At 68.8% G+C, this 23,346-nt stretch carries 15 protein-coding genes; 7 read left to right on the top strand and 8 right to left on the bottom strand.

Annotated elements, in window-relative coordinates; all coding sequences use genetic code 11:
* Positions 1 to 49: 49 nt before the first annotated feature.
* Both NQV17_RS31805 and NQV17_RS31800 read left to right on the top strand, forming a co-directional pair.
* On the top strand, positions 50 to 1,663 hold the full coding sequence (locus tag NQV17_RS31805) for a protease pro-enzyme activation domain-containing protein (RefSeq protein ID WP_257775305.1): 1,614 nt from the start codon (positions 50 to 52) through the stop codon (positions 1,661 to 1,663).
* 73 nt (positions 1,664 to 1,736) lie between these two features.
* On the top strand, positions 1,737 to 3,413 hold the full coding sequence (locus NQV17_RS31800) for a S10 family peptidase (RefSeq protein ID WP_257775304.1): 1,677 nt from the start codon (positions 1,737 to 1,739) through the stop codon (positions 3,411 to 3,413).
* Between the two features lie 75 nt (positions 3,414 to 3,488).
* Here the strand turns inward: NQV17_RS31800 and nadE are convergent, their stop codons facing one another.
* The 3 genes from nadE to NQV17_RS31785 form a co-directional block, all read right to left on the bottom strand.
* The gene (nadE, locus tag NQV17_RS31795) at positions 3,489 to 4,337 is read right to left on the bottom strand and encodes an ammonia-dependent NAD(+) synthetase (RefSeq protein ID WP_257775303.1); all 849 of its coding nucleotides are present in this window, start codon (positions 4,335 to 4,337) and stop codon (positions 3,489 to 3,491) included.
* A gap of 276 nt (positions 4,338 to 4,613) precedes the next feature.
* The gene (locus NQV17_RS31790; RefSeq protein WP_257775302.1) at positions 4,614 to 5,483 is read right to left on the bottom strand and encodes a DMT family transporter; all 870 of its coding nucleotides are present in this window, start codon (positions 5,481 to 5,483) and stop codon (positions 4,614 to 4,616) included.
* A 252-nt stretch (positions 5,484 to 5,735) separates the two neighbouring features.
* Complete coding sequence (locus tag NQV17_RS31785; RefSeq protein ID WP_006752380.1) at positions 5,736 to 5,921, bottom strand: hypothetical protein; 186 nt, start codon at positions 5,919 to 5,921, stop codon at positions 5,736 to 5,738.
* A 205-nt stretch (positions 5,922 to 6,126) separates the two neighbouring features.
* Between NQV17_RS31785 and NQV17_RS31780 the strand changes: the two genes are divergently transcribed.
* Positions 6,127 to 6,885, top strand: coding sequence for a DeoR/GlpR family DNA-binding transcription regulator (locus tag NQV17_RS31780; RefSeq protein WP_044848782.1), 759 nt, complete (start codon positions 6,127 to 6,129; stop codon positions 6,883 to 6,885).
* A gap of 104 nt (positions 6,886 to 6,989) precedes the next feature.
* The gene (locus NQV17_RS31775) at positions 6,990 to 8,813 is read left to right on the top strand and encodes a phospholipase D-like domain-containing protein (protein ID WP_257775301.1); all 1,824 of its coding nucleotides are present in this window, start codon (positions 6,990 to 6,992) and stop codon (positions 8,811 to 8,813) included.
* 138 nt (positions 8,814 to 8,951) lie between these two features.
* Here NQV17_RS31775 and NQV17_RS31770 read toward each other — a convergent pair whose 3' ends face one another.
* From NQV17_RS31770 to NQV17_RS31760, 3 genes are all read right to left on the bottom strand, one after another.
* Positions 8,952 to 9,626: a TetR family transcriptional regulator gene (locus tag NQV17_RS31770; protein ID WP_044848780.1), complete on the bottom strand. Its 675-nt coding sequence runs from the start codon at positions 9,624 to 9,626 to the stop codon at positions 8,952 to 8,954.
* Between the two features lie 115 nt (positions 9,627 to 9,741).
* The gene (locus NQV17_RS31765) at positions 9,742 to 11,010 is read right to left on the bottom strand and encodes an FAD-binding oxidoreductase (RefSeq protein WP_257775300.1); all 1,269 of its coding nucleotides are present in this window, start codon (positions 11,008 to 11,010) and stop codon (positions 9,742 to 9,744) included.
* Between the two features lie 135 nt (positions 11,011 to 11,145).
* Positions 11,146 to 12,726, bottom strand: coding sequence for an amino acid permease (locus NQV17_RS31760; protein ID WP_257775299.1), 1,581 nt, complete (start codon positions 12,724 to 12,726; stop codon positions 11,146 to 11,148).
* Positions 12,727 to 13,368: 642 nt separating this feature from the next.
* Here NQV17_RS31760 and NQV17_RS31755 point away from each other — a divergent pair.
* The gene (locus NQV17_RS31755) at positions 13,369 to 14,880 is read left to right on the top strand and encodes an aldehyde dehydrogenase family protein (RefSeq protein ID WP_044848776.1); all 1,512 of its coding nucleotides are present in this window, start codon (positions 13,369 to 13,371) and stop codon (positions 14,878 to 14,880) included.
* Positions 14,881 to 15,022: 142 nt separating this feature from the next.
* Here NQV17_RS31755 and NQV17_RS31750 read toward each other — a convergent pair whose 3' ends face one another.
* Positions 15,023 to 17,482: a DUF3772 domain-containing protein gene (locus NQV17_RS31750; protein ID WP_257775298.1), complete on the bottom strand. Its 2,460-nt coding sequence runs from the start codon at positions 17,480 to 17,482 to the stop codon at positions 15,023 to 15,025.
* A 422-nt stretch (positions 17,483 to 17,904) separates the two neighbouring features.
* Between NQV17_RS31750 and NQV17_RS31745 the strand changes: the two genes are divergently transcribed.
* Positions 17,905 to 19,323: an MFS transporter gene (locus NQV17_RS31745; protein WP_257775297.1), complete on the top strand. Its 1,419-nt coding sequence runs from the start codon at positions 17,905 to 17,907 to the stop codon at positions 19,321 to 19,323.
* Between the two features lie 334 nt (positions 19,324 to 19,657).
* Positions 19,658 to 20,956, top strand: a complete 1,299-nt coding sequence (locus NQV17_RS31740) for a hypothetical protein (protein ID WP_257775295.1) — start codon at positions 19,658 to 19,660, stop codon at positions 20,954 to 20,956.
* A gap of 170 nt (positions 20,957 to 21,126) precedes the next feature.
* Here NQV17_RS31740 and NQV17_RS31735 read toward each other — a convergent pair whose 3' ends face one another.
* Positions 21,127 to 23,325 (bottom strand): penicillin-binding protein 1A, encoded by a 2,199-nt coding sequence (locus NQV17_RS31735; protein ID WP_257775294.1) that lies wholly within the window; start codon positions 23,323 to 23,325, stop codon positions 21,127 to 21,129.
* Positions 23,326 to 23,346: the final 21 nt, after the last annotated feature.

Below are 23,346 nucleotides of genomic sequence, written 5' to 3'. Positions count from 1 at the left end.
CGATTTCCTGGCTGTTCCGTGCAACGCGGTACCAAGGAGGGTCCTGAACATGGCAAGGCATCTTCACGCCGACCGTGAACCCCGGATCGTCGCCGAGTCGAAGTGTCTCGGCCCCTGCGATCCGGCAGAACGTATCCACGTCACGATCATGTTGCGGCGGCAGGAAGAAGGGCAACTCGACACGTTGGTCCAGCAGCTCGCCACCGGCGACGCACAGGCGAAACCGCTGTCGCGCGAAGCGTTCGCGCAGCGTTTCTCCGCCAATCCCGACGACATTCGCAAGACCGAGGACTTCGCGCGCCGTCACCAGCTCACGGTCGATCGCGTCGATCCGGTCGAAAGCGTCGTCGTGCTGTCCGGCTCGATCCAGCAGTTCGAAGCGGCATTCAGCGTGAAGCTCGAGCGTTTCGAGCATCGTTCGATCGGCCAGTACCGCGGCCGCTCGGGCCCGATCGCGCTGCCGGACGAGCTCGGCGATGCCGTCACGGCCGTGCTCGGCCTCGACAGCCGTCCGCAGGCGCGGCCGCACTTCCGGCTGCGTCCGCCGTTCCAGCCCGCGCGCGGCGCCCCCGCCGTCACGTTCACGCCGATCCAGCTTGCGTCGCTGTACGGCTTTCCGGCCGGCGACGGTGCCGGACAATGCATCGCGATCGTCGAACTCGGCGGCGGCTATCGCGCGGCCGATATCCAGCAGTATTTCCACGGGCTCGGCATCAAGACGCCGCCGACGCTCGTCGACGTGAACGTCGGCACCGGCCGCAATGCGCCGACCGGCGAGGCGAACGGCCCGGACGGCGAAGTCGCGCTCGACATCGAGATCGCCGGTGCGATCGCGCCCGCCGCGAAGCTCGCCGTCTATTTCGCGCCGAACAGCGACGCGGGCTTCGTCCAGGCCGTCAACGCGGCCGTCACCGACAAGACCAACCGGCCGTCGGTGATCTCGATCAGCTGGGGCGGGCCGGAAGCGATCTGGCAGGCGCAGTCGGCGCATGCGTTCAATCGCGTGCTGCAGGCGGCCGCCGCGCAGGGCATCACGGTGTGCGCGGCGTCGGGCGACAGCGGCTCGGGCGACGGGCTGCAGGACGGCACGGATCATGTCGACTTCCCGGCGTCGAGTCCGTACGTGCTCGGCTGCGGCGGCACGCAGCTCGATGCGCTGCCGGGGCAGGGCATTCGCAGCGAAGTCGCGTGGAACGACGAGGCGGCCGGCGGCGGCGCGGGCGGCGGCGGTGTCAGCACGCTGTTCGACCTGCCGGCGTGGCAGCAGGGATTGACCGTCACGCTCGCCGACGGCAGCACCACGCCGCTCGCGAAGCGCGGCGTTCCGGACGTCGCCGCCGATGCATCGCCGCAGACGGGCTACGAGGTGTCGGTCGCCGGCACGGTCGCGGTGATGGGCGGCACGAGCGCGGTCGCGCCGTTGTGGGCCGCGCTGATCGCACGGATCAATGCGGCGGCGAGTGCGGCGGCCGGTGCGGCGGCGAGTGCATCGGCCGGCTGGATCAACCCGGCGCTGTACAAGAATCCCGGCGCGTTGCGCGACATCACGAAAGGCTCGAACGGCACGTATGCCGCCGCGTCCGGCTGGGATGCGTGCACGGGCCTCGGCAGCCCCGACGGCGCGAAACTCGCGGCGATCCTCGCGCGCAAGCCGTCGAGCTGACGCGCCGGCACCGGCCTTTCCCTGCGACGCGGGTTTCCTGCCCGCGTCTTTTTTCACCTCCAGGAGCAGCACGATGGGCATCGATTCCGCATCTTCCGGCGGCGTGTATCCGCTGCATCACGGCGACCACAATTCGCATGGCGTGCCGCCGACCATCAGTCCGGTCGCGCTGAGCCACGGCCGCGACCAGCCGTTCTTCGATCCGGTCGCGTACGGCAACGGTCCCGACGACTCGGTGACCGACACGACCGAAGCGGCCGCGATCACGCATCACACGATCCTGATCGACGGCAAGCGCATCGCGTACACGGCGACGGCCGGCCACCTCGTGACGGTCGACCCGAGCAGCTCGCTGCCGGCCGCGAAGCTCTTCTACGTCGCGTTCACGGCCGACGGCGCGAAGGAGGAAACGCGGCCCGTCACGTTCTTCTACAACGGCGGGCCCGGATCGTCGTCGGTGTTCGTGCTGCTCGGCTCGTTCGCGCCGAAGCGCATCAGGACGTCGATGCCGGGGTTCACGCCGCCCGCGCCGTATCAGATGGAAGACAATCCGGACAGCATGATCGACCACAGCGACCTGGTGTTCATCAACCCGGTCGGCACCGGTTATTCGGCGGCCGTCGCGCCGAACAAGAACCGCGATTTCTGGGGCGTTGACCAGGATGCGGATTCGCTGAAGCAGTTCATCAAGCGCTACCTGACGAAGAACAACCGCTGGAATTCGCCGAAGTACCTGTTCGGCGAGTCGTACGGCACCGCGCGCAGCTGCGTGCTCGCGTACAAGCTGCACGAGGACGGCGTCGACCTGAACGGCGTCACGCTGCAGTCGTCGATCCTCGACTACCGGCAGGCCGGCAACCCGGTCGGCGCGCTGCCGACCGCGGCGGCCGACGCGTGGTATCACAAGAAGCTCGGCGTCACGCCCGCGCCGACCGATCTCGGCCCGTTCGTCGAGGAAGTCGCGCAATTCGCGCGTACCGACTACCTGAAGGCGCTGCGCACGGTTCCGCATGCGGACCCGGCCGCCGTGCAGAAGCTGTCGCAATACACGGGTATCGATACCGCGACGCTGCAGTCGTGGAGCCTCGACATCGCGGGCTACGACACGCGCGGCAATTCGCTGTTCCTGACGACGCTGCTGCACGCGCAGGGGCTCGCGCTCGGGTCGTACGACGGCCGCGTGACCGGGATCTCGTCGGGCATCGCCGGCAAGATCGATCCGAACTCGGGCGGCAACGATCCGACGATGACGGCCGTGACGGGCGTCTACACGGCGATGTGGAACAGCTACCTGAACGAGCAGCTGAAGTTCACGTCGAATTCCGCGTTCACGGACCTGAACGACCAGGCGTTCCGGAACTGGGACTTCAGCCACATCGACCCGACCGGCGCGCAGCAGGGCATCGATGCGCAGGGGAACCTGATCCTCTACACGGCGGGCGATCTCGCCGCGGTGATGGCGCTGAACGTCGACCTGAAGGTGCTGTCGGCGAACGGCCTCTACGATTTCGTCACGCCGTTCTACCAGACCGTGATCGACCTGCAGCAGATGCCGCTCGAGGATCAGAAGGTGCGGCGGAACCTGTCCGCGCGTTTCTATCCGTCCGGGCACATGGTGTATCTCGACGGCGGTTCGCGCACCGCGCTCAAGCGCGATCTCGCGACGATGTACGACGCGACCGTCAGCGATACGGGCGCGCGGCTGCGGATTCGCGCGCTGCAGGCGAAGAAGGCGGGCGGGCACGCGTAGCGCTGCCCGTCGCGCAGGCGCCGCGCGTAACCGTCAGGGTTCGCGCGGCGCGGTGTTGCGGCTGAACGAGCCGGCTTACGCGGCCGACCAGTCGAACGGCGTGTACGGCAGCGCGCGCTTGTGGCGCGAACCGTCGTAGAAGCGCAGCACCGTTTCGTACACGTTGTCGGCGACGGGTTTGCCTTCGAGGAAATCGTCGATTTCGTCGTAGGTGACGCCGTAGGCGTGCTCGTCGGGGCGCAGCGGACGGAGTTCCTCGAGGTCGGCCGTCGGCACCTTCATCACGATCAGTTCATCGCCGCCGAGCGCGCGGGCGACCGCACGCACGCGGCGCTTGCTCAGGCCGGCGAGCGGCAGCACGTCCGCGCCGCCGTCGCCGAATTTCGTGAAAAAGCCCATCAGCGATTCGGCCGCGTGGTCGGTGCCGATCACGATGCCGCGCCGCGCGCCGGCCACCGCGTACTGCGCGATCATGCGCTCGCGCGCCTTGATGTTGCCGTGCACGAAGTCCTGCTGGGCCGGGTTTTCGAATGCGTGGCCGGACGCGACGAGCGATGCGAGCATCGCGTCGGCGGCGGGCTTGACGTCGACCGTGAACGTTTCGTCCGCGCGCACGAACGCGAGCGCGCGTTGCGCATCGGCTTCGTCGTTCTGCACGCCGTTCGGCAAGCGCATCGCGATGAAGCGGGCGTCGTAGCCGCCGGCGCGCAGCTGTTCGACCGCCAGCTGCGCGAGCCGGCCGGCCGTCGACGAATCGACGCCGCCGCTGATGCCGAGCACGTAGGTCCGCAGGCCGGTCGAACGAAGGTACTGCGCGAGGAAATCGACGCGGCGGGCGATTTCGGCGTCGGCGTCGAAGTGCGGGGCGACGTTCAGTTCGGCAATGATCGCGCGTTGGCGGCTGGCGTAATCGGCGGATGTCATGAAGGTGGTTCCGGAACGAAATGCAAGGCGCCCATCATAAGCGCAATCGCGGCCCGGCGCCGCGCCGGGCATGCGATCCGGCGGCCGCGCGTTGCATCGGCGAGACGCGATGCATCGTCATGGTGCGGCGCGCGGAGCGGCGTCCCCCGGCGTGCGCGCGGATGCTTCGTTTCGAGGCATGGCGGGGTGCGCGACGACGAACCACGGGGCGCGGCACCCGGCGGCGCGACGCCGCGCATGGCGAGGCGCGGTGACGAACCCGCGCGCTCGCCCGCGTCAGCGCCGCGCGAGCACGACGCCCGCCAGCGCGAGCGCGAAGCCGGCGAGCTGGACGGTCGCGAGCGTTTCGCCGAACAGCAGGTAGCCCTGCAGCGCGGTGAGCGGCGGCGCGAGGAACAGCAACGACGTCGCGCGCGCGGCGTTGCCCCGCCGCAGCATCCACATCAGCATCGTGACCGCGCCGCCGGACAGGAACACGACGCCCCACACGAGCGAGATCCACAGCGCCGGTGCGCCGATCCAGCGCGTTTCGTGCAGCAGCACGACGAAGACGGCCGCGACGATTGCCGCGCCGAGGTTCTGCACGGCGACGGCCGTACGCAGGTCGTTCTGCGCGAGCTTGCCCTTCTGGTACAGCGAGCCCGCGGTGATCGAGCCGACCGACAGGATCGACACGGCCACGACGAACCACGCGGGCGCGGCGCCTGCCGGCGGCGCGACGCCGCCCGCGACCTTCGGTGCGAGGACGAGCGCGACGCCGGCGAGCCCGAGCGCCATCCCGAGCCAGCCGCGCGCGGGCAGCCGCTCGTTGAACAGCGGCACCGCGAGCACGGCGGTGGCGAGCGGCTGCAGTGCGCCGAGCAGCGCCATCACGCCGGCGTTCAGCCCTTGCGCGACGGCCCAGTAGCTGGCGCCGAGATAGACGCCCTGCAGCAGCGCGCCCGCGATCAGGTGGCGCGGCCATTCGCGGCGCGCCGGCCACGGCGCGCGCGCGGCGAGCGCCACCGCGCCGAACAGCACGGCCGTGCCCGCGAAACGCGCGAGCAGGAACAGGTTCGGATCGGCGTAGGGCTTGATTGCCCGGGCGACGATGAAGCCGGTGGACCACAGCGCGACGAAAGCCGCGGCGACGAGCGAGGTAAACATGCGTGGCGGGCCGCGATACGGCCGGACGAATCGTGAGCCGGCCAGTATCGGGCGAAGCGGGGCGGCCGTCTTGTCGGATTCTGCATTCGCGCGTGGCGCGTGCGGAACGCACGCAGCAGCGGTGCGCGGCACGTCGGCCGCGGGCGTGATCCGCCCCGAGCGCGGCAGCACGCCGGCCGTCCGGCTAGCGGCCGTCCGGACGAAGGCGCCGCGGCATGAAAGCGCGCCGTGGCGCGCGCAGAGGAACGGGGATCAGTCGAGCGAGAACGTGTCGAGCGGCTGGTTCGCGCGCGCATCGGTCGCGAAGCGTGCGGCGAGTTGTTCGTACAGCCGGCGGGCCTCGTCGAGCGTCAGGTCGATCCAGTACGGATCGCCGGCCCCGTCGTTGAGCCGTTCCGGCGAAAACTGGATTTCGAGCACACTGCCTTTGCGGTACATGACGCAAGCCCCTTGATGGTCTGTCGTTCGGCGAAACGCAGAGTGTAGCAACCGCCTGCCACGCCGATTCGCGCGCATCGGGCAATACAGAATTTCGCTTTCGTGAAACGTGGCCGCGGCCGGACGCGCCGCCGTCAAATGGCGGTCAAACGGCCGTAATACAATGGTCGGCCTACCCATTACCAGTCGCCTCGGGCGCATTGCGATGCTGGCGGAACAACGTCATCAATACATTCTGTCGGAGCTCGGACGATCGGGCGCGCTGTCGGTCGCCGAGCTCGTGCGCTCGCTCGACGTGTCGCGCGAGACGGTACGGCGCGACCTGAACGCGCTCGCGGCGCGCGGCCTGCTCGTGATGACGCACGGCGGCGCGCTGGCGGCGGATCGCCGCGAGCCGAGCCTGTCCGAGCGTGAAGCGGCGAATGCCGAAGCGAAGCGCACGATCGGGCGACGCGCGGCCGAATTCGTGCCCGACGACGCCTCGGTGCTGATCGACTCGGGCAGCACGCCGCATGCGGTCGCGCTCGCGCTGGCCGACCGGCACCGGCTGTCGATCTACACGAACGACTGGCGCACCGCGTTCGTGCTCGCGCGGCGCAACGGCAATCGCGTGACGCTGCTCGGCGGCGAACTGTCCGACGACGAGGACGCGACATTCGGGCTCGATACGATCCAGCAGCTCGCGCAGTACCACGTCGATTTCGCGTTCGTCGGCGCGGGCGGCATCACGGCCGACGGCGACTGCACCGACTACTCGAGGCTCGCCGCGGAAGTGCGCAGCCGGATGATCGCGGCGGCCGGCACCGCGATCATCGTCGCCGACCATTCGAAGTTCGGCCGCGTGACGCCGGTGCGGATCAACGGCGCCTCGGCCGCGCGCTATCTCGTCACCGAACGCACGCCGGACAAGGCCGTGCGCCGCGCGCTGACCGCGCGCGGCATCGAGCTGCTCGTGTGCGACTGACGCGGCGCCGACATACAAGGTTCATCGAACGGTCATCGCACGGGAAGATGCGCGTTCGACACTGACTCATTCCTTTCGACCGGCCGCCGCGGCAGGAGCAAAGAATGACCGTCAGCGTACGCAGCTATCTTTCCCCGACCCTGGTTCTCCTCGCTTTCGACTGGCCCGACGCAGCATCGCGCACCGACTTCCTCGGCTTCGCGATCCGGCGCACGCCGGGCTTCTGGTCGGCCGACGGCAAGACGCGCGCGCCGAACAGCTGGCTGCCGAACCGGCTCACGTTCGACGGCCCGGCCGCCGGCACGCAGGGCGACGCGCCGACCGACCAGGCACCGATCCAGAAATTCATGTGGTGGGACGCGCGCATCGATCCGCAGGATCGCGATGCGTCGTTCCGCTATGACGTCTATCCGGTCGTCGGCACGCCGGAGAACCTGAAGGTGCTCGATGCGCAGGCCGGCGTGTGCGATGTCGTGCTGCCCGCGCACATCGTGGACGGCGTCGGCACGTGGTTCAATCGCGCGGTGGTCAGCTCGCAGGCGTTCGCGAAGCAGGTCGCGGCGCTGGGTCTCGCGCCGAATGCGGCGCCGAGCGCGGACCAGGCGTTGAAGCTGCGCACGTGGCTCGCGAACGACATGGAACAGGTGTTCGCGGAGATGCTCGACCCGGCTTCGCGCGCGGTCTCGGCCGTCTATCATCTGACGGACACGCTGTGGGCGTTGCCCGCATTCGAGGCGTTCGGACGGCGGCACGGCGAAGCGTCGCTCGCGATCGTCTACGACGCGCACGTGAGCGCACGCAAGGGCAAGCCGCCGCTGCCGTCGCCGAACCAGCCGGCCGTCGACGCGCTTCAGGGCCTCGCGACGCGCGCGCCGCGCGACAGGACGCACATCATGCACGACAAGTTCATCGTGACCGACGCACCGGCGAACGGGACGACTGCGCCGACGCCCGCGCGCGTGCTGACCGGTTCCGCGAACTTCACGACCGAAGGGCTGACGGAGCAGGCGAACGTGCTGCACGCACTCGATTCGCCGGCGCTCGCCGCGCTGTACAACGCGCGTGCGCAGGCGCTGGCCGCGAATCCGCCGATCGCGGAGACGGCGAAGTTGTCGCCGGGCTGGTCCGAGCCGCTGACGATCGGCAGCGCGCAGGTGCGCGTCGCGTTTTCGCCGGAGCCGGCGGGGCAGCGCACCGAGATCGATACGATCGTCGCCGCGATCGCGGCCGCGCAGCATTCGGTGTCGTTCTGCCTGTTCATGCCGACCGACGCGGCGCTGCGCGACGCATGCTTTGCCGCCGGCGACCGCGGCCTGATGATGTTCGGCCTGGTGAACCGCATCAACGCCGGCAGCGCGACGCAGGCCGATGTCGCGCAGCACGACGGCCGGCCGCTCGATGCGGCGACGCTCGCGAACCTCGAGCTTTACCATCGCCGGCGCGATCATCGCGACGTGATCGATGCCGCGTATTTTTCACCGGCGACGGTGCCGCAGGGTTTCGAGCCGGAACTGCGCCTCTTTCCGGGCGAGCCGGCGCCGGCCTATCCGCCGGTCGTGATCCACCACAAGTTCATCGTGATCGATGCGGAGGGCGCGAACCCGATCGTCTACACGGGCTCGGCGAACATGAGCCGCAATTCCGAGCAGTACAACGACGAGAACCTGCTGGAGATTCGCGACGCGCGGATCGCGGCGATCTATCTCGCGGAATTCCTGCGGCTCTACGAGCACTACCGCGCACGGGCGCTGTCGATCGAGTCGCAACGGCAGGGCGCCGGTGCGCATCGGCACCTCGCGCTCGCACCGGATTCGAGCTGGGCGAGGAAGTATTACGTGGCGGGCAGCCCGGAAGAGAAGGCGCGGATCGCATTGGCGTCGGCGCCGACGGACTGGCACGAGGCGGACGTTCGGCCTGAGGCGGCCTGAGCGGCGCGAGCGGCTTGAAGGGACCCGCCGCATGAATCCGGCTCATGCCGGTTGCACGCGTCGTAGTGCCAGTCGGGAAGGGCCGGGCGGCGGGTTCAGCGCTCGCCGCCGGCCTTCGGATGAAACCGCGCGATGCGCTTACGCGGCGACGTAGCGCAGCACGGAGTCGGCGATCGTCTCGCGATGCCGCGCGCGCAGCCGCGGCGCCGACGGATCGCGGCCGAACGCGGCACCGAACGTATAGCGGTTCGACACGCGGTGGAAGCAGAACGAGCTGATCAGCAGATGCAGGTCGAACGCGTCGATGTCCTTGCGGAACGCGCCGCTCGCCGCGCCGCGCTCGAGCAGTTCCTCGAGCGTCTTGATGATGCTGACGTTGCGGTTCTTGAACGACTTCAGCTGTTCGAGATACTTCGCGCCGTGGATGTTCTCGATCGACACGAGGCGGACGAAGTCGCGATGCTTGTCGTGATAGTCGAACGTGAATTCGACGAGCCGGCGCATGCCTTCGCGCGGCTCCATGTCGCCGACGTGCAGTTCCTGCTCGAGCGCGCGGATGTCGCCGTACACCTTTTCCAGCACGGCCTCGTACAGGCCTTCCTTGCTTTCGAAGTAGTAGTAGAGCATCCGCTTCGTCGTGTTGGTACGCTCGGCGATCGCGTCGACGCGCGCGCCGGCGAGGCCCATCGCGGAAAACTCCTGCGTGGCGACGTCGAGGATGTTGCGCTTGGTTTGCTCGGGATCGTATTTGCGCCGCGCATCGGTCGCAAGCGCGCGGCTTTCGGACGTGGCGGCCTTGCTTCCAGCTTTCATGTGACTTTGTTGTGGGTTCGCGGCGGCATGAAGAAATCATTCTAGCATGCGGGAAATCGCCGCCCGGCCGACCTTCTGCTCTAATCGGCCGCGCGGTTTCGGCGGCCGTCGCCGCTCAGCGCCGGCACGACGCGAGCGCGTCGCGGGCCTGGTACGCGGTGTACGTGAGCTGCGCGGCCGCGAGGCCGGCGAGACCGAACGTGCGCGTGAGCCCGAACGCGGCGAAGCCTTCCGGCACCGGCTGCTCCCCGGCCAGCGCGGCGGCGAGCGCTTCGCCGGCGACGGTGGTGGGCGCCATCCCGTGACCGCCGAATGCGATCGCGTGCCACACGCCGTCCGCATCGCGGCCGATCTGCGGCATCTTGTGCCGCGCGTAGCTCATCAGCCCGCCCCATGCGTACTCGACCTTCACGCCGTCGAGCTGCGGATACACGCGCAGCAGGTCGCGACGCAGCAGCCGCGCGATCGCGTCGGGGCCGCGGTCGAGCACCGAGATCCGGCCGCCCCACAGAATCCGCGTGTCCTTCAGCGGCCGGTAGTAGTCGAACGCGAAACGCGTGTCGTAGATCGCGTAAGGCGCGTCGATCGCGTCCGGCAGCCGCGTGCCGAGCGGCTCGGTCGCGATCACGTAGGTCGCGATCGGCAGCACCGCGCGCTCGATGCGCGGCGACACGCCGCGCGCGTAGCCGCCGCCGGCGAACACGACGTCCTTCGCGCGCACCGTGCCCTGCGCCGTGCGCACGACGTAGCCGGCGCCCTCGCGCGCGATGCCGAGCGCGGCCGAGCGTTCGTACACGCGTGCGCCGCCGCGCGAGGCGGCCGCCGCGACGCCGAGCACGTACTTGAGCGGATGGAAGTGGAACGCGTTCGGCTCGAACAGGCCGCCGTAATAGCGCTGCGTCTTCAGCCGCGCGCGCAGCGCGTCGGTCGCGACCGGTTCCCAGTCGACGTCGAATTCCTGCTTCATCAGCGTGCGCACGCCGTCGAGCCGCGACGGATCGTCGAACCAGTTCGCGAGCATCACGCCCTCGTCGACGATGTCGCAGTCGATGCCGTAGCGAGCAATCCGCGCGCGGATCAGGTCGACCGCATCGACGGTGAGCCGGTACAGGCGGCGGCCTTCGTCGCGGCCGAGCGTGCGCAGCAGGTCCGCGTTGTCGAGGCTGTAGCCACCGAACACGAAGCCGCCGTTGCGGCCGGACGCGCCGAAGCCGACCCGCTCGCCGTCGAGCACGACGACCTCCCGCACGCCGCGCTCGACGAGGCCGAGCGCCGTGCACAGGCCGGCGAGGCCGCCGCCGACGATACAGACCTGCGTGTCGATCGTGCCGGTCAGTTGCGGGTAGGGCTGGCGGGTAACGGTGGCTTCGTAGAAGTTCTGCATGCGTTTTCGAGGACTCTTGACGACGGAAAAACGGACGGCGCGCGTCGATCTTGCCTGAACGCGCGCGCCGCGTCGAATGGGGTGTTCAGCGCACCGGCCGCCGCGGTCGGGCGGCGGCCGGTGCGCGACCGGGCATCACGCGCCCGGCGTCGGGTTGGCCGGAGCGGCGACGTAGGCCGGATAGCCGGCGTCGGTCTTGACCGTGGCGTCGGGCGCCGCGTTGCGCTCGATCCACGGCGCGATCTCCATGTCCTCGTAGCGGACGAGGCGGCATTTGCGCACCAGCGCGTAGCCGAGCCAGATCGCGAGGAAGAACGGCAGGCCGATGTAGGTCGCGGCGATGCCGGCCCAGTCGATCCTGTCGGCGAGGAACGCCTGGTAGTCCTGGCCGAGCGCGACGATCGCGCACAGCGCGAACGCGAACAGCGGGCCGAACGGGAACCACTTCGACCGGTACGGCAGCTGGTCGAGCCGGTAGCCCTGCTTCAGGAAGCCCTTGCGGAACCGGTAGTGGCTGACCGCGATGCCGAGCCACGTGATGAAGCCGGCCATGCCCGACGTGTTCAGCAGCCACAGGTAGACGGTTTTATCGCCATACAGCGACGTGAGGAAGCACAGCGCGCCGACGGCGGTCGTCGCGTACAGCGCGTTGCGCGGCACGCCGCCCGGAGACAGCTTCGCGAACAGCTTCGGCGCGCGGCCCTCGACCGCGAGGTTGTAGAGCATCCGCGTCGACGCGTACATGCCCGAGTTGCCGGCCGACAGCACGGCCGTCAGGATCACCGCGTTCATCACGCCGGCCGCGAACGCGAGGCCCGCGTGGCGGAACACGAGCGTAAACGGGCTCACGCCGACGTCGGTCACGTCGCTCTTCAGCAGGCTCGGGTCGGTGTACGGAATCAGCACGCCGATCACGAAGATCGCGAACACGTAGAACAGCAGGATGCGCCAGAAGATCTGGCTGACCGCGCGCGGGATCGTCGTGCGCGGGTTCTCCGATTCGCCGGCCGCGACGCCGATCATTTCGGTGCCCTGGAACGAGAAGCCCGCGATCATCGCGACGCCGAGCATCGTGGCCCAGCCGCCCGCGAACGGTGCGTCGCCGATCGTGAAGTTGCCCCAGCCCGCGCTCGGGCCGCCCTGCATGATCCCGAAGATCATCAGCAGGCCGACGCCGACGAACGCGAGCACCGTCAGCACCTTGATCAGCGCGAACCAGTATTCGGCTTCCCCGAAGCCGCGCACCGACAGCGCGTTGAGCGCGAAGATCAAGGTGAGGAAGATCGCGCTCCACCAGACGCCCGGCATGTGCGGGAACCAGTAGTGCATCACGAGCTGCGCGGCGACGAGCTCCACCGCGAGCGTCACGGCCCAGCTGTACCAGTAGTTCCAGCCGAGTGCGAAGCCGAAGCCTTCGTCGACGAATTTCGCGCCGTAGGTGGCGAACGAGCCCGACACCGGCATGAACGCGGCCATTTCGCCGAGGCTCGTCATCAGGAAATAGACCATCAGGCCGATCAGCATGTACGCGACCAGCGCGCCGCCGGGGCCGGCCTGCGAGATCGACGCGCCGGACGCGACGAACAGGCCGGTGCCGATCGAGCCGCCGATCGCGATCATCCGCAGATGGCGCGCCTGCAGGCTGCGGTGGAGGGACGGCTGCGCGGGCGGCGAGCCGGACGGACGGGGCGAGTCGGGGCGGGCATCTGAATGCATGGCGGGTGCTGGGCGCTGTCTCCGGGATTGTTTTTTGGTTACGAAGGGCGGCGCGTTGCCGGCCGCCGGCCGGGCAGCGGCACTGCTTCGCAGGTCTGGTCCGGATCGACCGGGACCGCCGGGCCGCGACGCGTGTTGCCTTCGTCTGTCGTCGGCCGCCCGTTGGGCGGCCGTCGGCGCGCCGGGTGCGGTGCACCTCGACGCCGCCCCGATTGTGGGTGCCGGCCGCCAGCGCGGCAAACGATATTTCCGCACAGGGTGATGCAACTTTGTCATCAACTTGCCGCACATCGAAACCGCTGCGGCGGCCCGGTCATCGGCCTTGGATACGTCCCATGCCGGTGCCGAAACGGGCGGATTCGTCCCGCTGGGTTGTTGCGTTTTGGGAATGAAGTCGTGAGTTAATATCAATAGCGGCCGGACTTGTGGCCATCGACAATGTGTCTCATGGATCGTGCCTCGCGAGGCGGGGGCGCGCCGCCCGGCCGGGGTTTCGGCGGCGGCGCCGCGCGATGCGCCGTGCGGCGCACCGGGCCTGCCGAGCTGCGCATCCGCTTGCACAGGGCGCGCGAACGCGCTCCAATCGAATCACGCGGGCGGCGTCGCCGCCGCACCGATCAATCTGTCCCTGAAGAGGAAGTGATGCAATTCAACGACATTCTTGCTGCGCTCGACATCGATCTCGCCCAGTGGAAAGGCAATGCGCTGACCGCGCGTTCGCCGCTCGACGGCGCGACGCTCGCGACGCTGGCGGTCGACTCGCCCGCCGACGCCGAGCGCAAGATCGACGCCGCGCACGACGCATTCCTCAAGTGGCGCACGGTGCCGGCGCCGGTGCGCGGCGAACTCGTGCGCGTGTTCGGCAACGTGCTGCGTGAGCACAAGGCCGAGCTCGGCCGCCTCGTCACGCTCGAGGCCGGCAAGATCACGTCGGAAGGCCTTGGCGAAGTGCAGGAAATGATCGACATCTGCGATTTCGCGGTCGGCCTGTCGCGCCAGCTTTACGGCCTGACGATCGCGTCCGAGCGCCCGGGCCACCGGATGATGGAAACGTGGCACCCGATCGGCGTGTGCGGCGTGATTTCGGCGTTCAACTTCCCGGTCGCGGTGTGGGCGTGGAATGCGGCGCTGGCGTTCGTGTGCGGCGATTCGGTCGTGTGGAAGCCGTCCGAGAAGACGCCGCTCACGGCAATCGCGTGCCACGTGCTGCTCCAGAAGGCGATCCGCGAATTCGACAAGACGCATCCGGGTGTCGCGCCGGCGGAGCTGAGCCAGCTGGTGCTCGGCATGCGCGATGTCGGCGAGGTGCTGACGGCGTCGAAGAAGGTGCCGGTCGTCAGCGCGACGGGCAGCGTGCGGATGGGCCAGGAGGTCGCGAAGGTGCTGAGCCAGCGTCTCGCCCGCGGCATCCTCGAACTCGGCGGCAACAACGGGATGATCGTCGCGCCGAGCGCGGATCTGGACCTCGTCGTGCGTGCAGTTACGTTCGCGGCCGTCGGCACGGCCGGCCAGCGCTGCACGACGCTGCGCCGCCTGATCGTGCATCGCAGCCTGGTCGAGCAATTGCTGCCGCGCATCGAGAAGGCCTACGCGTCGGTGAAGGTCGGCAACCCGCTTGAAGAAGGCACGCTGGTCGGCCCGCTGGTCGATCGCGCGTCGTTCGATGCGATGCAGAAGGCGCTGGGCGACGCACGCGAGCAGGGCGGCGAGGTGAAAGGCGGCGAGCGCGTCGACGTGGGTCACGCGGATGCGTACTACGTGCGCCCGGCCATCGTGCGGATGCCGAAGCAATCGGCCGTGGTCGAGCGCGAGACGTTCGCGCCGATTCTCTACGTGATGGTCTACGACAACTTCGACGATGCGATCGAACTGCACAACGCGGTGCCGCAAGGCCTGTCGTCGGCGATCTTCACGAACGACATGCGCGAGGCCGAGCAGTTCATGTCGGCAGCGGGCAGCGATTGCGGGATCGTCAACGTGAACATCGGCACGAGCGGCGCGGAGATCGGCGGCGCGTTCGGCGGCGAGAAGGAAACGGGCGGCGGCCGCGAGTCGGGTTCGGATGCGTGGAAGGCGTATATGCGCCGGGCGACGAACACGATCAATTACAGCCGTCAGCTGCCGTTGGCGCAGGGGGTGAAGTTCGACGTCTGACGGAGCGCGTCCGGGAGGGCGCCGCGACGGTCGAATCGATCGAATGACAAGGGCCGGTTGCCGCGAAAGCGGTAACCGGCCCTTGGCGCTTGCGGCGATGCGTGCGCGCCGATGCCCGATCGGCGCATGCCCGCTCGATCGCTTACTCGTGCGGCGCGGAAGCGTCGCTTGCCGGCATGTTCTGCACGACCAGCATCTGCGGCGTCGACAGCGTAATCTGCGCCGCCCGCAACTGCTTCAGGATCTCGAACAGCAGGTCGCTCTTCGTCGAGCTGGCGATCCGCGGGCTCGCCACGTAGCCCGTGACGCTCAGCGTGATCCCGTCCGGCGCGAGCTGGCTGAACGTGACCGACGGCGCCGGCTTGTCGAGAATCGCCGGGTGCTCGCGATACGCGTCGAGCAGCAGGTCGCGCACCTGCTCGGGGTCGGTGTTCAGCGGGAACGTGAGCATCAGCGTCGCGACGCCCTGCGTGCTGTTGCCCATCGTCACGTTGCGCACGTTCTGCGAGATCAGCTGCGAGTTCGGCACGATGACGGTCGAGCGGTCGCTGAGCTGGATCTCGGTCGCGCGCACGTTGATGCGGCGGATGTCGCCTTCGACGCCCGCGATGCTGACCATGTCGCCCACCTTCACCGGTCGCTCGGTCAGCAGGATCAGCCCCGACACGAAGTTCTTCACGATCTCCTGCAGGCCGAAACCGATACCGACCGACAACGCGCTGACGATCCACGCGAGGTTGCTCCACCTGACGCCGAGCAGCCCCAGCGTCATCAGCACGAGCAGCACGTAGCCGACGTTGGTGAACAGCGTGATCAGCGACACGCGCATCCCCGCGTCCATGCCGAGTGCCGGCATGAACTCGCCGTCGAGCCAGCGGCGCACCGAGCGCAGCAGGTAGAAGCCGATCGCGAACCCGATCACCGCGTTGAGGATCCGGTCGGGCATGATGTTCAGGCTCTGCAGCCGCTGGCCGCCGATCATCGCGACCGCGCTGTCGAGCAGGTCGCTCGGCGTCGTGCCGAAGCCGCCCGTCAACAGCGCGATCGCCGCGACCAGCATCAGCAGGCTCGTGCCGAGGCCGGACACGACGGTGTGGGCCTGGTCGAGATGCCGGTCGTCGAGCGCGAACAGGTGCTTGATCTGCTTGCCGGTCGACAGGTTCGCGGAGAACAGGCTTTCGCTCGCGTCGCGCGTCAGCTGCGTCAGGATGTAGACGCTGCACACCACGATCTCGAACCAGACGAGCTCGTACGTGATGAAGCGCGCGACCGTGATGTAGCCGATCAGCAGCGCGACCAGCGACACGACGATCGCCAGCGTGACGCCGGCGTGAATCAGCCCGGCGAGCGTCGAGCGTTGCTCGGGCGCCTCGCCGGATGCCGCCAGCGCGGTGCGGACGCGATTCGCGCGCAGGATCGACGCGCCGACGGTCAGCGCGACGACGAGCGAGACGATGCCGCGGCCGAACAGCGTGACGGACAGGCTGGTATCGACGATCCGGTTGATCGACTCGAGCGTGCCGGACATCAGCAGCAGCGCGGCCAGCACGCCGGGGAACGGCTTCATCGCGAGCGCGACGGGATCGGCGAGCGCCGGCAGCCGCCATGACGGATGCTTCGTGCAGAGCAGCGCGCGGCCAAGGCCGGCGATCAGCGCGCAGGTCACGGAGAGCTTCGCGAACTGGTCCCACAGATCGGTCATCGAAGACGTGAGCTCGGAGTGGCGCGCGAGCGCGAGATAGAGGATCTGGACGGCGACCGCGGTCGCGAGCAGCGTCGAGAACGCCGTCGCCAGCGCCAGCGCGCTGCGGCGCAGCCGGGTGGGCGGCAGGCGGTTCAGGCAGAACCACGCGAGCCCGCGTTCGACGACGCGGCGGCCGCCGAGCCACGCAGCGAGCGCGGCGATCAGCAGCAGCGTGGTGATGGCGCGCTGGCCGGGTGTCCAGGACGAGCGCAGCATGTCGCGCAGTTCGTCGTTGAAGTCCTCGAGCCGCTGGACGTCGTCCGGCGACAGGTGGAACAGCGGCAGCCAGAACTGCGCACCGAAGATGCTGCCCGAACGGAACGCGAGCTGGTTCTTCAGCAGGCTGCGGTGCAGTTTCGCAAACTGGTCGTTCAGGTTCGCGAGGTTGGTCTTCTGGTCGGCGGCCTGTTTCAGCGCCGCGTCGATCTGCGCCTTGCGCGCGTTCAGCGTCTCCCGCTGCTGTTCGACGGCAGGCGTTTCGGGCGATGCGCCCGGGGCCGGCGGCGGGCCGAGCACGTCGAGCTGCGCCTGGACTTGCGTGCGCTGCGGCGCGAGCTGGCTCTGCAGCTTGTCGACGTCGGCGCTCAGTTCCTGGGTCGCGTCGCCGAGCTCGTCGAGTTCCTTGCTGTTGGTCGCGTTCGATGTCTGCTGCTTGATGCGGTCCTGTTGCACCTGCATCTGCTTGAGCCGCGCAACCGCGTCGTTCAGCGAAATGGTCGGCACGGGGACGCCGACGCCGCTCGCGCCCGGTGCGGACGCAGCTGTCGGAAACGCCGACGCGGTCGCGATCGCCGCGAACTGCAGCAGTGCGAACAGCGCGATCCGGCGTGCGTACGTGGAGAGTCGTTGTATGAACATGGAATGCTTACGTTTTGCCGACAATGCCGGGTGCCGAAAGGCGTCCGGAAGCCGGGAGTTGGCCCGGTAGCATGTTACCGGGGCGTGGCGGCGGCAGCGCTGCCGATTGCGCACGTTGCCTGTCGTGTCTCGCGGTGCCGGCGCGGGCGCGCGACGGCCCGGCAGCCCCTTGCAGACGGGGCCGTGCCGGCTTCGGATGCGCGCGAGTGGCAGACGATCGCGATGCCTTCGAACCTTACAGATTCGACAGACAGTTACGCAAGTTACACATTGTCCGGCGCGAAAGTGGGGTGTCCGAACCGGTTCGCCACGCGACGCGGCGCGCGCGGCGTGCCGGTACAATGCGATGAATCGCCCGACGGCGGCCGGGCCGATCGGCCGCCGGACAACAACACACGACACGATCAGGAGACACGACCCAGATGGTCTCAACGGACAGCTTTCCCCAGGCAGCCGCCTCGTCCTCTTCCATCGACGCCGGCTCGATTTCAGCCCGCCTCGACCGCCTGCCGCCGACCCGCAGCGTCTGGAAGCTCGTCGTGCTGCTGAGCCTCGGCTTCTTCTTCGAACTCTACGATCTGCTGTACAGCGGCTACGTCGCGCCGGGCCTCGTGAAAAGCGGGATCCTGTCCGCGACGACGCACGGCCTGTTCGGCACCACGGGCGTCGCGAGCTTCATCGCCGCGCTGTTCTCCGGCCTCTTCATCGGCACGATCGCATGCGGCTTCCTCGCGGACCGCTTCGGCCGCCGCGCGATCTTCACGTGGTCGCTGCTGTGGTACACGGCCGCCAACGTCGTGATGGCGTTCCAGGACACGGCAGGCGGGCTGAACTTCTGGCGCTTCGTCGTCGGTCTCGGCCTCGGCGTCGAGATGGTGACGATCGGCACGTACATCTCCGAACTCGTGCCGAAGCAGATCCGCGGCCGCGCGTTCGCGTGCGAGCAGGCGGTCGGGTTCGTCGCGGTGCCGGTGGTCGCGTTCCTCGCGTACCTGCTCGTGCCGCACGCACCGTTCGGCCTCGACGGCTGGCGCTGGGTCGTGCTGATCGGCGCGCACGGCGCGCTGTTCGTGTGGTGGATTCGCCGCGCGCTGCCGGAAAGCCCGCGCTGGCTCGCGCAGCAGGGCCGCGTCGACGAAGCCGACCGCATCATGCGCGCGCTCGAGGCGAAGGTCGAAGCCGAATACGGCCGGCCGCTGCCGCCGCCCGCGCCCTCCGAGCCGGTGCCGCCGCGCGGCAGCTTCCGCGACATGTGGGTGCCGCCGTATCGCAGCCGCACGATCATGATGACGATCTTCAACGTGTTCCAGACGGTCGGCTTCTACGGCTTCGCGAACTGGGTGCCGACGCTGCTGATCAAGCAGGGCATCACGATCACGTCGAGTCTCATGTATTCGAGCGTGATCGCGCTCGCGGCGCCGCTCGGCCCGCTGATCGGCCTCGTGATCGCCGACCGCTTCGAGCGCAAGTCGGTGATCGTCGCGATGGCGGCGGCGATCGTCGTCTGCGGGCTGCTGTTCAGCCAGACGACGGTGGGCGCGTTCCTGATCGTGCTCGGCATCGGCCTCACGCTCGCGAGCAACATCATGTCGTACAGCTTCCATGCGTATCAGGCCGAGCTGTTCCCGACGTCGATCCGCGCGCGCGCGGTGGGCTTCGTCTACTCGTGGAGCCGCTTCTCGGCGATCTTCTCGTCGTTCGTGATCGCGGCCGTGCTGAAGGGTTTCGGCACGTTCGGCGTGTTCGCGTTCATCGCCGGCGCGATGGTGATCGTGATGGCCGCGATCGGGTTCATGGGGCCGCGCACCAAAGGCATCGCGCTCGAAACCATTTCGAAGTAGACGGGGGTTGCGCGCTCGCGTGTCGTATGCAGCATGCGAGTGAATTTCCGGGCGTTTCGGTTTTGTATTGCCGGACACGCCCGGCGAAGCAACCTGCCATGCAGCGGCGCATCAAGCAGCAATGAGTTGAAACAAAGCGTGACGAAACGCAAAACCGCGGCGAAACCGGGGAGGCGGCCCTGCCGATTCGTGCCCGCGCGGGTAGAATGAAAGATCTGACGACTCATTAGCCGCCATTGGACCGAACGCGTTGTACTGCGAACGACTCCACCGCGAAGAGGCGTCGGCGCCGGGCACATGCGTGCGGCCGGCGTGTCGATGGCTCGCGCGGGAGATGCGCCGTTCGCAACGTGCGGCGGCCGGTTCGGCCGATGGCTTCGATCGCATGATGCTCTCCGACCTGACGCGGCGGTTGTCCAAGCCGCGTTGCCGTACCCTCGCAGTCACCACGTATGTGTGGCTCGCGGCCGTTCTCCCGATCTCCGTGCTTGTCGCGTGGCCCGCCTTTGCCGCGTCCGACGTGCCGTCGGCCATTGCTACGTCGTCCTCATCAACGGCTTCGGCCGCGCATTCGGCTTCGTCGGCGCATGTGTCGTCGGGAGTCGCGCCGTCGTCCGCGGCTTCGGCTGCGCGTTCGGCTTCGTCGGCGCATGGGTCGTGGGGAGTCGTGCCGTCATCCGCGGCATCGGCCGCGAATCATGCGTCGCCCGCCAGCGGGGCATCCGCGGCTTCCACGGCATCGGCAGCATCCGCGGCATCGCCTGCATCGGCAGCATCCGGCACGCCGGCAAGCGAAGCCGAAGCACCCGCACCGACGCCGCCGCGCCGGCATCCGCCGCTGTCGGCCGACGAAGCGAAGAGCGCAACCGCGCGTGCGATCGACATGCGCAAGCGCTTCACGCAGGAAGTCACGCGACGCCTGAACGTGCCCGCGAACGAGCAGCGCGCGTATGGCGTCCGCCTCCAGCAGGCGCTCGCCGATGCGGACCTCGACGACCTGGCCGGCGAATACGTTGCGATCGTCGACCGTGCGCCGAACGTGCAGGCGCTGTTCATCTACTTCCGCGCGACGCCGTCCAATGCGTGGCTGATGATCGGCGCGTCGCCGGTCGGCACCGGCTGGCCCGGCAAATACGATCACTTCCTGACGCCGCTCGGCGTGTTCCACCACTCGCCCGACAACATGGACTTTCGCGCGGAAGGCACGACGAACGACAACGGCATTCGCGGCTACGGCAAGCGCGACATGCGCATCTACGACTTCGGCTGGGTGGACGGCGAGCGCGGCTGGGGCAAGGGCGGCAAGTCGCCGATGCGCTTCCAGATGCACGCGACCGATCCCGATCGCCTCGAACCGCTGCTCGGCATCCGGCACTCGAAAGGCTGCGTGCGGATTCCTGCTTCGCTGAACGCGTTCCTGGACCAGCACGGCATCCTCGACGACGACTACGAGGCGCGCGTCGAAGACGGCAAGTCGTTGTGGGTGCTGCGCCGCGATCGCGACGTCACGCCGATCGCCGGGCGCTACCTGGTCGTGATCGACAGCGCGCGCAAGACGCGTCCGGCATGGTCGCCGGCGCCGGGACGCAACGCATGGTCGAAGCTGCCGAAGAGCGGCGACACGGCGGACTGAACTCCGCCGAAATCGAACAGCGTGCATTCGAGAACGACGCACGCGGTCGACGCGCTCCAACGTGTCGTGATGGCGGCCTCCTGCATCGGCGGACGAATCGCGTCGACGAGGTGAGGTGCGTGCGACGATCGCTTCGCGAAGGATGACGAAGCGTGATTGCCGTGCCGCGCTCAGCGGAAAATCTTCAGCCAGTCGAACAGGCCCGGATGCGGACGCCGCCTCGGCGCCGGCGCCGGCGCGCTGCGCGGCCGGAAGTCGGGCGAAAACTGCACATGCGGGTCGATCGCTCGCGCACGCAGCGCCGCATCGTAGAACGAGCCGACGATCGGCAGCGCGCTGTGCGCGCCCGCGCCCCAGTAGTCGCTGCGCAGCGTCACGTTGCCGTCGTCGAAGCCGACCCACGCGCCGGCCACCAGTTGCGGATGCATCAGGATGAACCAGCCGTCCGTGTTGTCTTGCGTCGTGCCGGTCTTGCCCGCGACGTCGATGCGAATCCCGTAGCGCGAGCGGATGTCGGCACCGGTCCCGTAATCGACGACGCCGCGCATCACGTCGACCAGCGTCTGTGCCGCGGCCACCGGCATCGCGCGTTCGGGCGGCGCGCTGCCGAACGCGGCGAGCATCTTGCCGTCGCGATCCTCGATGCGCGTGATCATCTGCGGCGCGACGTACACGCCGCGGTTCGCGATCGTCCCGTACGCGGACACCATTTCCTTCAGCGTGACGGGGCTCGTACCGAGCGCGAGCGACGGCACCGCATCGAGCGGACTTTCGCGCACGCCCATCGCACGGGCGAGCTGTGCGACCCTGGCCGCGCCTTCGCGCTGCATCACCTGCGCGGTGATGCGATTGCGCGACAGGGCGAGTGCGTCGCGCAGCGTCATCGGTGCGTCCGTCGGCGGTTCGGCATCGGTCGGACGCCATACCGCGTGCGCGCCGATCGGAATTGCCACCGGGCGATCGACGAACGTATCGTCCGGCCGCATGCCGTCCGCGAACGCGGCGCCATAGACGAACGGCTTGAACGTCGAGCCCGGCTGGCGTCGCGCCTGCACGACGTGATCGAACGGCTCGCTGCCGAAGTCGGGGCTGCCGACCCACGCGCGAATCGCGCCGTTGCGCGGATCGAGCGCGACGAAGCCGGCCTGCACCTGCGTCTTGCGCTCGCACAACGCGCGCACGAACGCGCGATTCGCGCCGAGCTGCTTCAGCGCGGCCGCGTCGGCGAGCCCGGCGGCGCGCGCGTCGCGATAGTCGGGCGTCTGCCGGATGAAGCCGCGGAACAGGTCGTTGCGCAGCCCGCAGCCGGACGGGTTGTGCCACGCGTCATCGGCGATCGCCTGCAGGCGGTCGGTTTGCTGCGTCAGCGCTCGCGTCGCCATGTCCTGCAGCTGCGCATCGAGCGTCGTGCGCACGACGAGGCCGTCCGCGTAGAGGTCGTAGTTGTTGCGGTCGGCCCAGGCGATCAGCCACTTGCGCAGCTGCACCGCGAAGTGCGGGGCCGGGCCGGGTTGCGCGGTCTGCGGCTCGAAGTCGACGCGCAGCGGGCGGCGCTGCAGTTGCGCGAGCTGCCGCGGCGACAGCATGCCCATCGCGGCCATCCGCGCGAGCACGATGTTGCGGCGCTGGACCGCGCGCTCCGGATTCAGCACCGGGTTGTAGTAGCTGTTGCCCTTCAGCATCCCGACGAGCGTCGCGCTTTCGACGATGTCGAGCTGGTCCGCCGATTTGCCGAAATAGGTGCGCGCGGCCATTTCGACGCCGTACGCGTTGTACAGGAACGGCACGGTGTTCAGGTAAGTCTCGAGAATCTCGTCCTTGCTGTATACCGCCTCGATCTTGAACGCGGTGATCAGCTCCTTCACCTTGCGCGTGAGCGTCGGCGCGCGGCCGACTTCGTCCGGATACAGGTTGCGGGCGAGCTGCTGCGTGATCGTCGAGCCGCCCTGGCGGCTGCCCGAAAACGTATGCAGGCCGGCCGCGAGCGTGCGGCGCCAGTCGATGCCGTGATGCGCGTAGAAGCGGTGGTCCTCGGTCGCGATCAGCGCGTCGACCATGTGCGGCGAGATCTGCTTGAGCGGCACCCATTCGCGGTTCACGGGCCGGAACTCGGCGATCAGCTGGCCGTCGGCCGACAGCACGCGCGCCGGACGGTCGATGCGCGCCTTGCGGATGTCGCCGATGCTCGGCGTGAACGGCACGAACGCGAGCAGGACCAGCAGGCCGAGCACGGGGATCGCGGCGAGCGTCAGCGCGACGCCGCGGCGCGTCGGATGGCGCAGGCGATGCCACGCGCCGGCGCCGAACGCGCGGGCGCCGGTACGGCAGCGAAGCCACAGATCTCGAAGATACGGCACGAAGCGATTCACGGCGGCAGGAGCGCGAGCGGA

The organism is Burkholderia sp. SCN-KJ (assembly GCF_024656005.1).
Classification (GTDB): domain Bacteria; phylum Pseudomonadota; class Gammaproteobacteria; order Burkholderiales; family Burkholderiaceae; genus Burkholderia.
The sequence above is the reverse complement of the archived record's forward strand: the minus strand, read 5'-3'. Positions and strand labels throughout refer to the sequence as shown.

Excerpts from the sequence above, each read along its gene's own strand:
- NQV17_RS31805 (WP_257775305.1), top strand. The coding sequence starts at position 50 with ATGGCAAGGCATCTTCACGCCGACCGTGAACCCCGGATCGTCGCCGAG.
- NQV17_RS31800 (WP_257775304.1), top strand. The coding sequence starts at position 1,737 with ATGGGCATCGATTCCGCATCTTCCGGCGGCGTGTATCCGCTGCATCAC.
- nadE (WP_257775303.1), bottom strand. The coding sequence starts at position 4,337 with ATGACATCCGCCGATTACGCCAGCCGCCAACGCGCGATCATTGCCGAA.
- NQV17_RS31790 (WP_257775302.1), bottom strand. The coding sequence starts at position 5,483 with ATGTTTACCTCGCTCGTCGCCGCGGCTTTCGTCGCGCTGTGGTCCACC.
- NQV17_RS31785 (WP_006752380.1), bottom strand. The coding sequence starts at position 5,921 with ATGTACCGCAAAGGCAGTGTGCTCGAAATCCAGTTTTCGCCGGAACGG.
- NQV17_RS31780 (WP_044848782.1), top strand. The coding sequence starts at position 6,127 with ATGCTGGCGGAACAACGTCATCAATACATTCTGTCGGAGCTCGGACGA.
- NQV17_RS31775 (WP_257775301.1), top strand. The coding sequence starts at position 6,990 with ATGACCGTCAGCGTACGCAGCTATCTTTCCCCGACCCTGGTTCTCCTC.
- NQV17_RS31770 (WP_044848780.1), bottom strand. The coding sequence starts at position 9,626 with ATGAAAGCTGGAAGCAAGGCCGCCACGTCCGAAAGCCGCGCGCTTGCG.
- NQV17_RS31765 (WP_257775300.1), bottom strand. The coding sequence starts at position 11,010 with ATGCAGAACTTCTACGAAGCCACCGTTACCCGCCAGCCCTACCCGCAA.
- NQV17_RS31760 (WP_257775299.1), bottom strand. The coding sequence starts at position 12,726 with ATGCATTCAGATGCCCGCCCCGACTCGCCCCGTCCGTCCGGCTCGCCG.
- NQV17_RS31755 (WP_044848776.1), top strand. The coding sequence starts at position 13,369 with ATGCAATTCAACGACATTCTTGCTGCGCTCGACATCGATCTCGCCCAG.
- NQV17_RS31750 (WP_257775298.1), bottom strand. The coding sequence starts at position 17,482 with ATGTTCATACAACGACTCTCCACGTACGCACGCCGGATCGCGCTGTTC.
- NQV17_RS31745 (WP_257775297.1), top strand. The coding sequence starts at position 17,905 with ATGGTCTCAACGGACAGCTTTCCCCAGGCAGCCGCCTCGTCCTCTTCC.
- NQV17_RS31740 (WP_257775295.1), top strand. The coding sequence starts at position 19,658 with ATGCGCCGTTCGCAACGTGCGGCGGCCGGTTCGGCCGATGGCTTCGAT.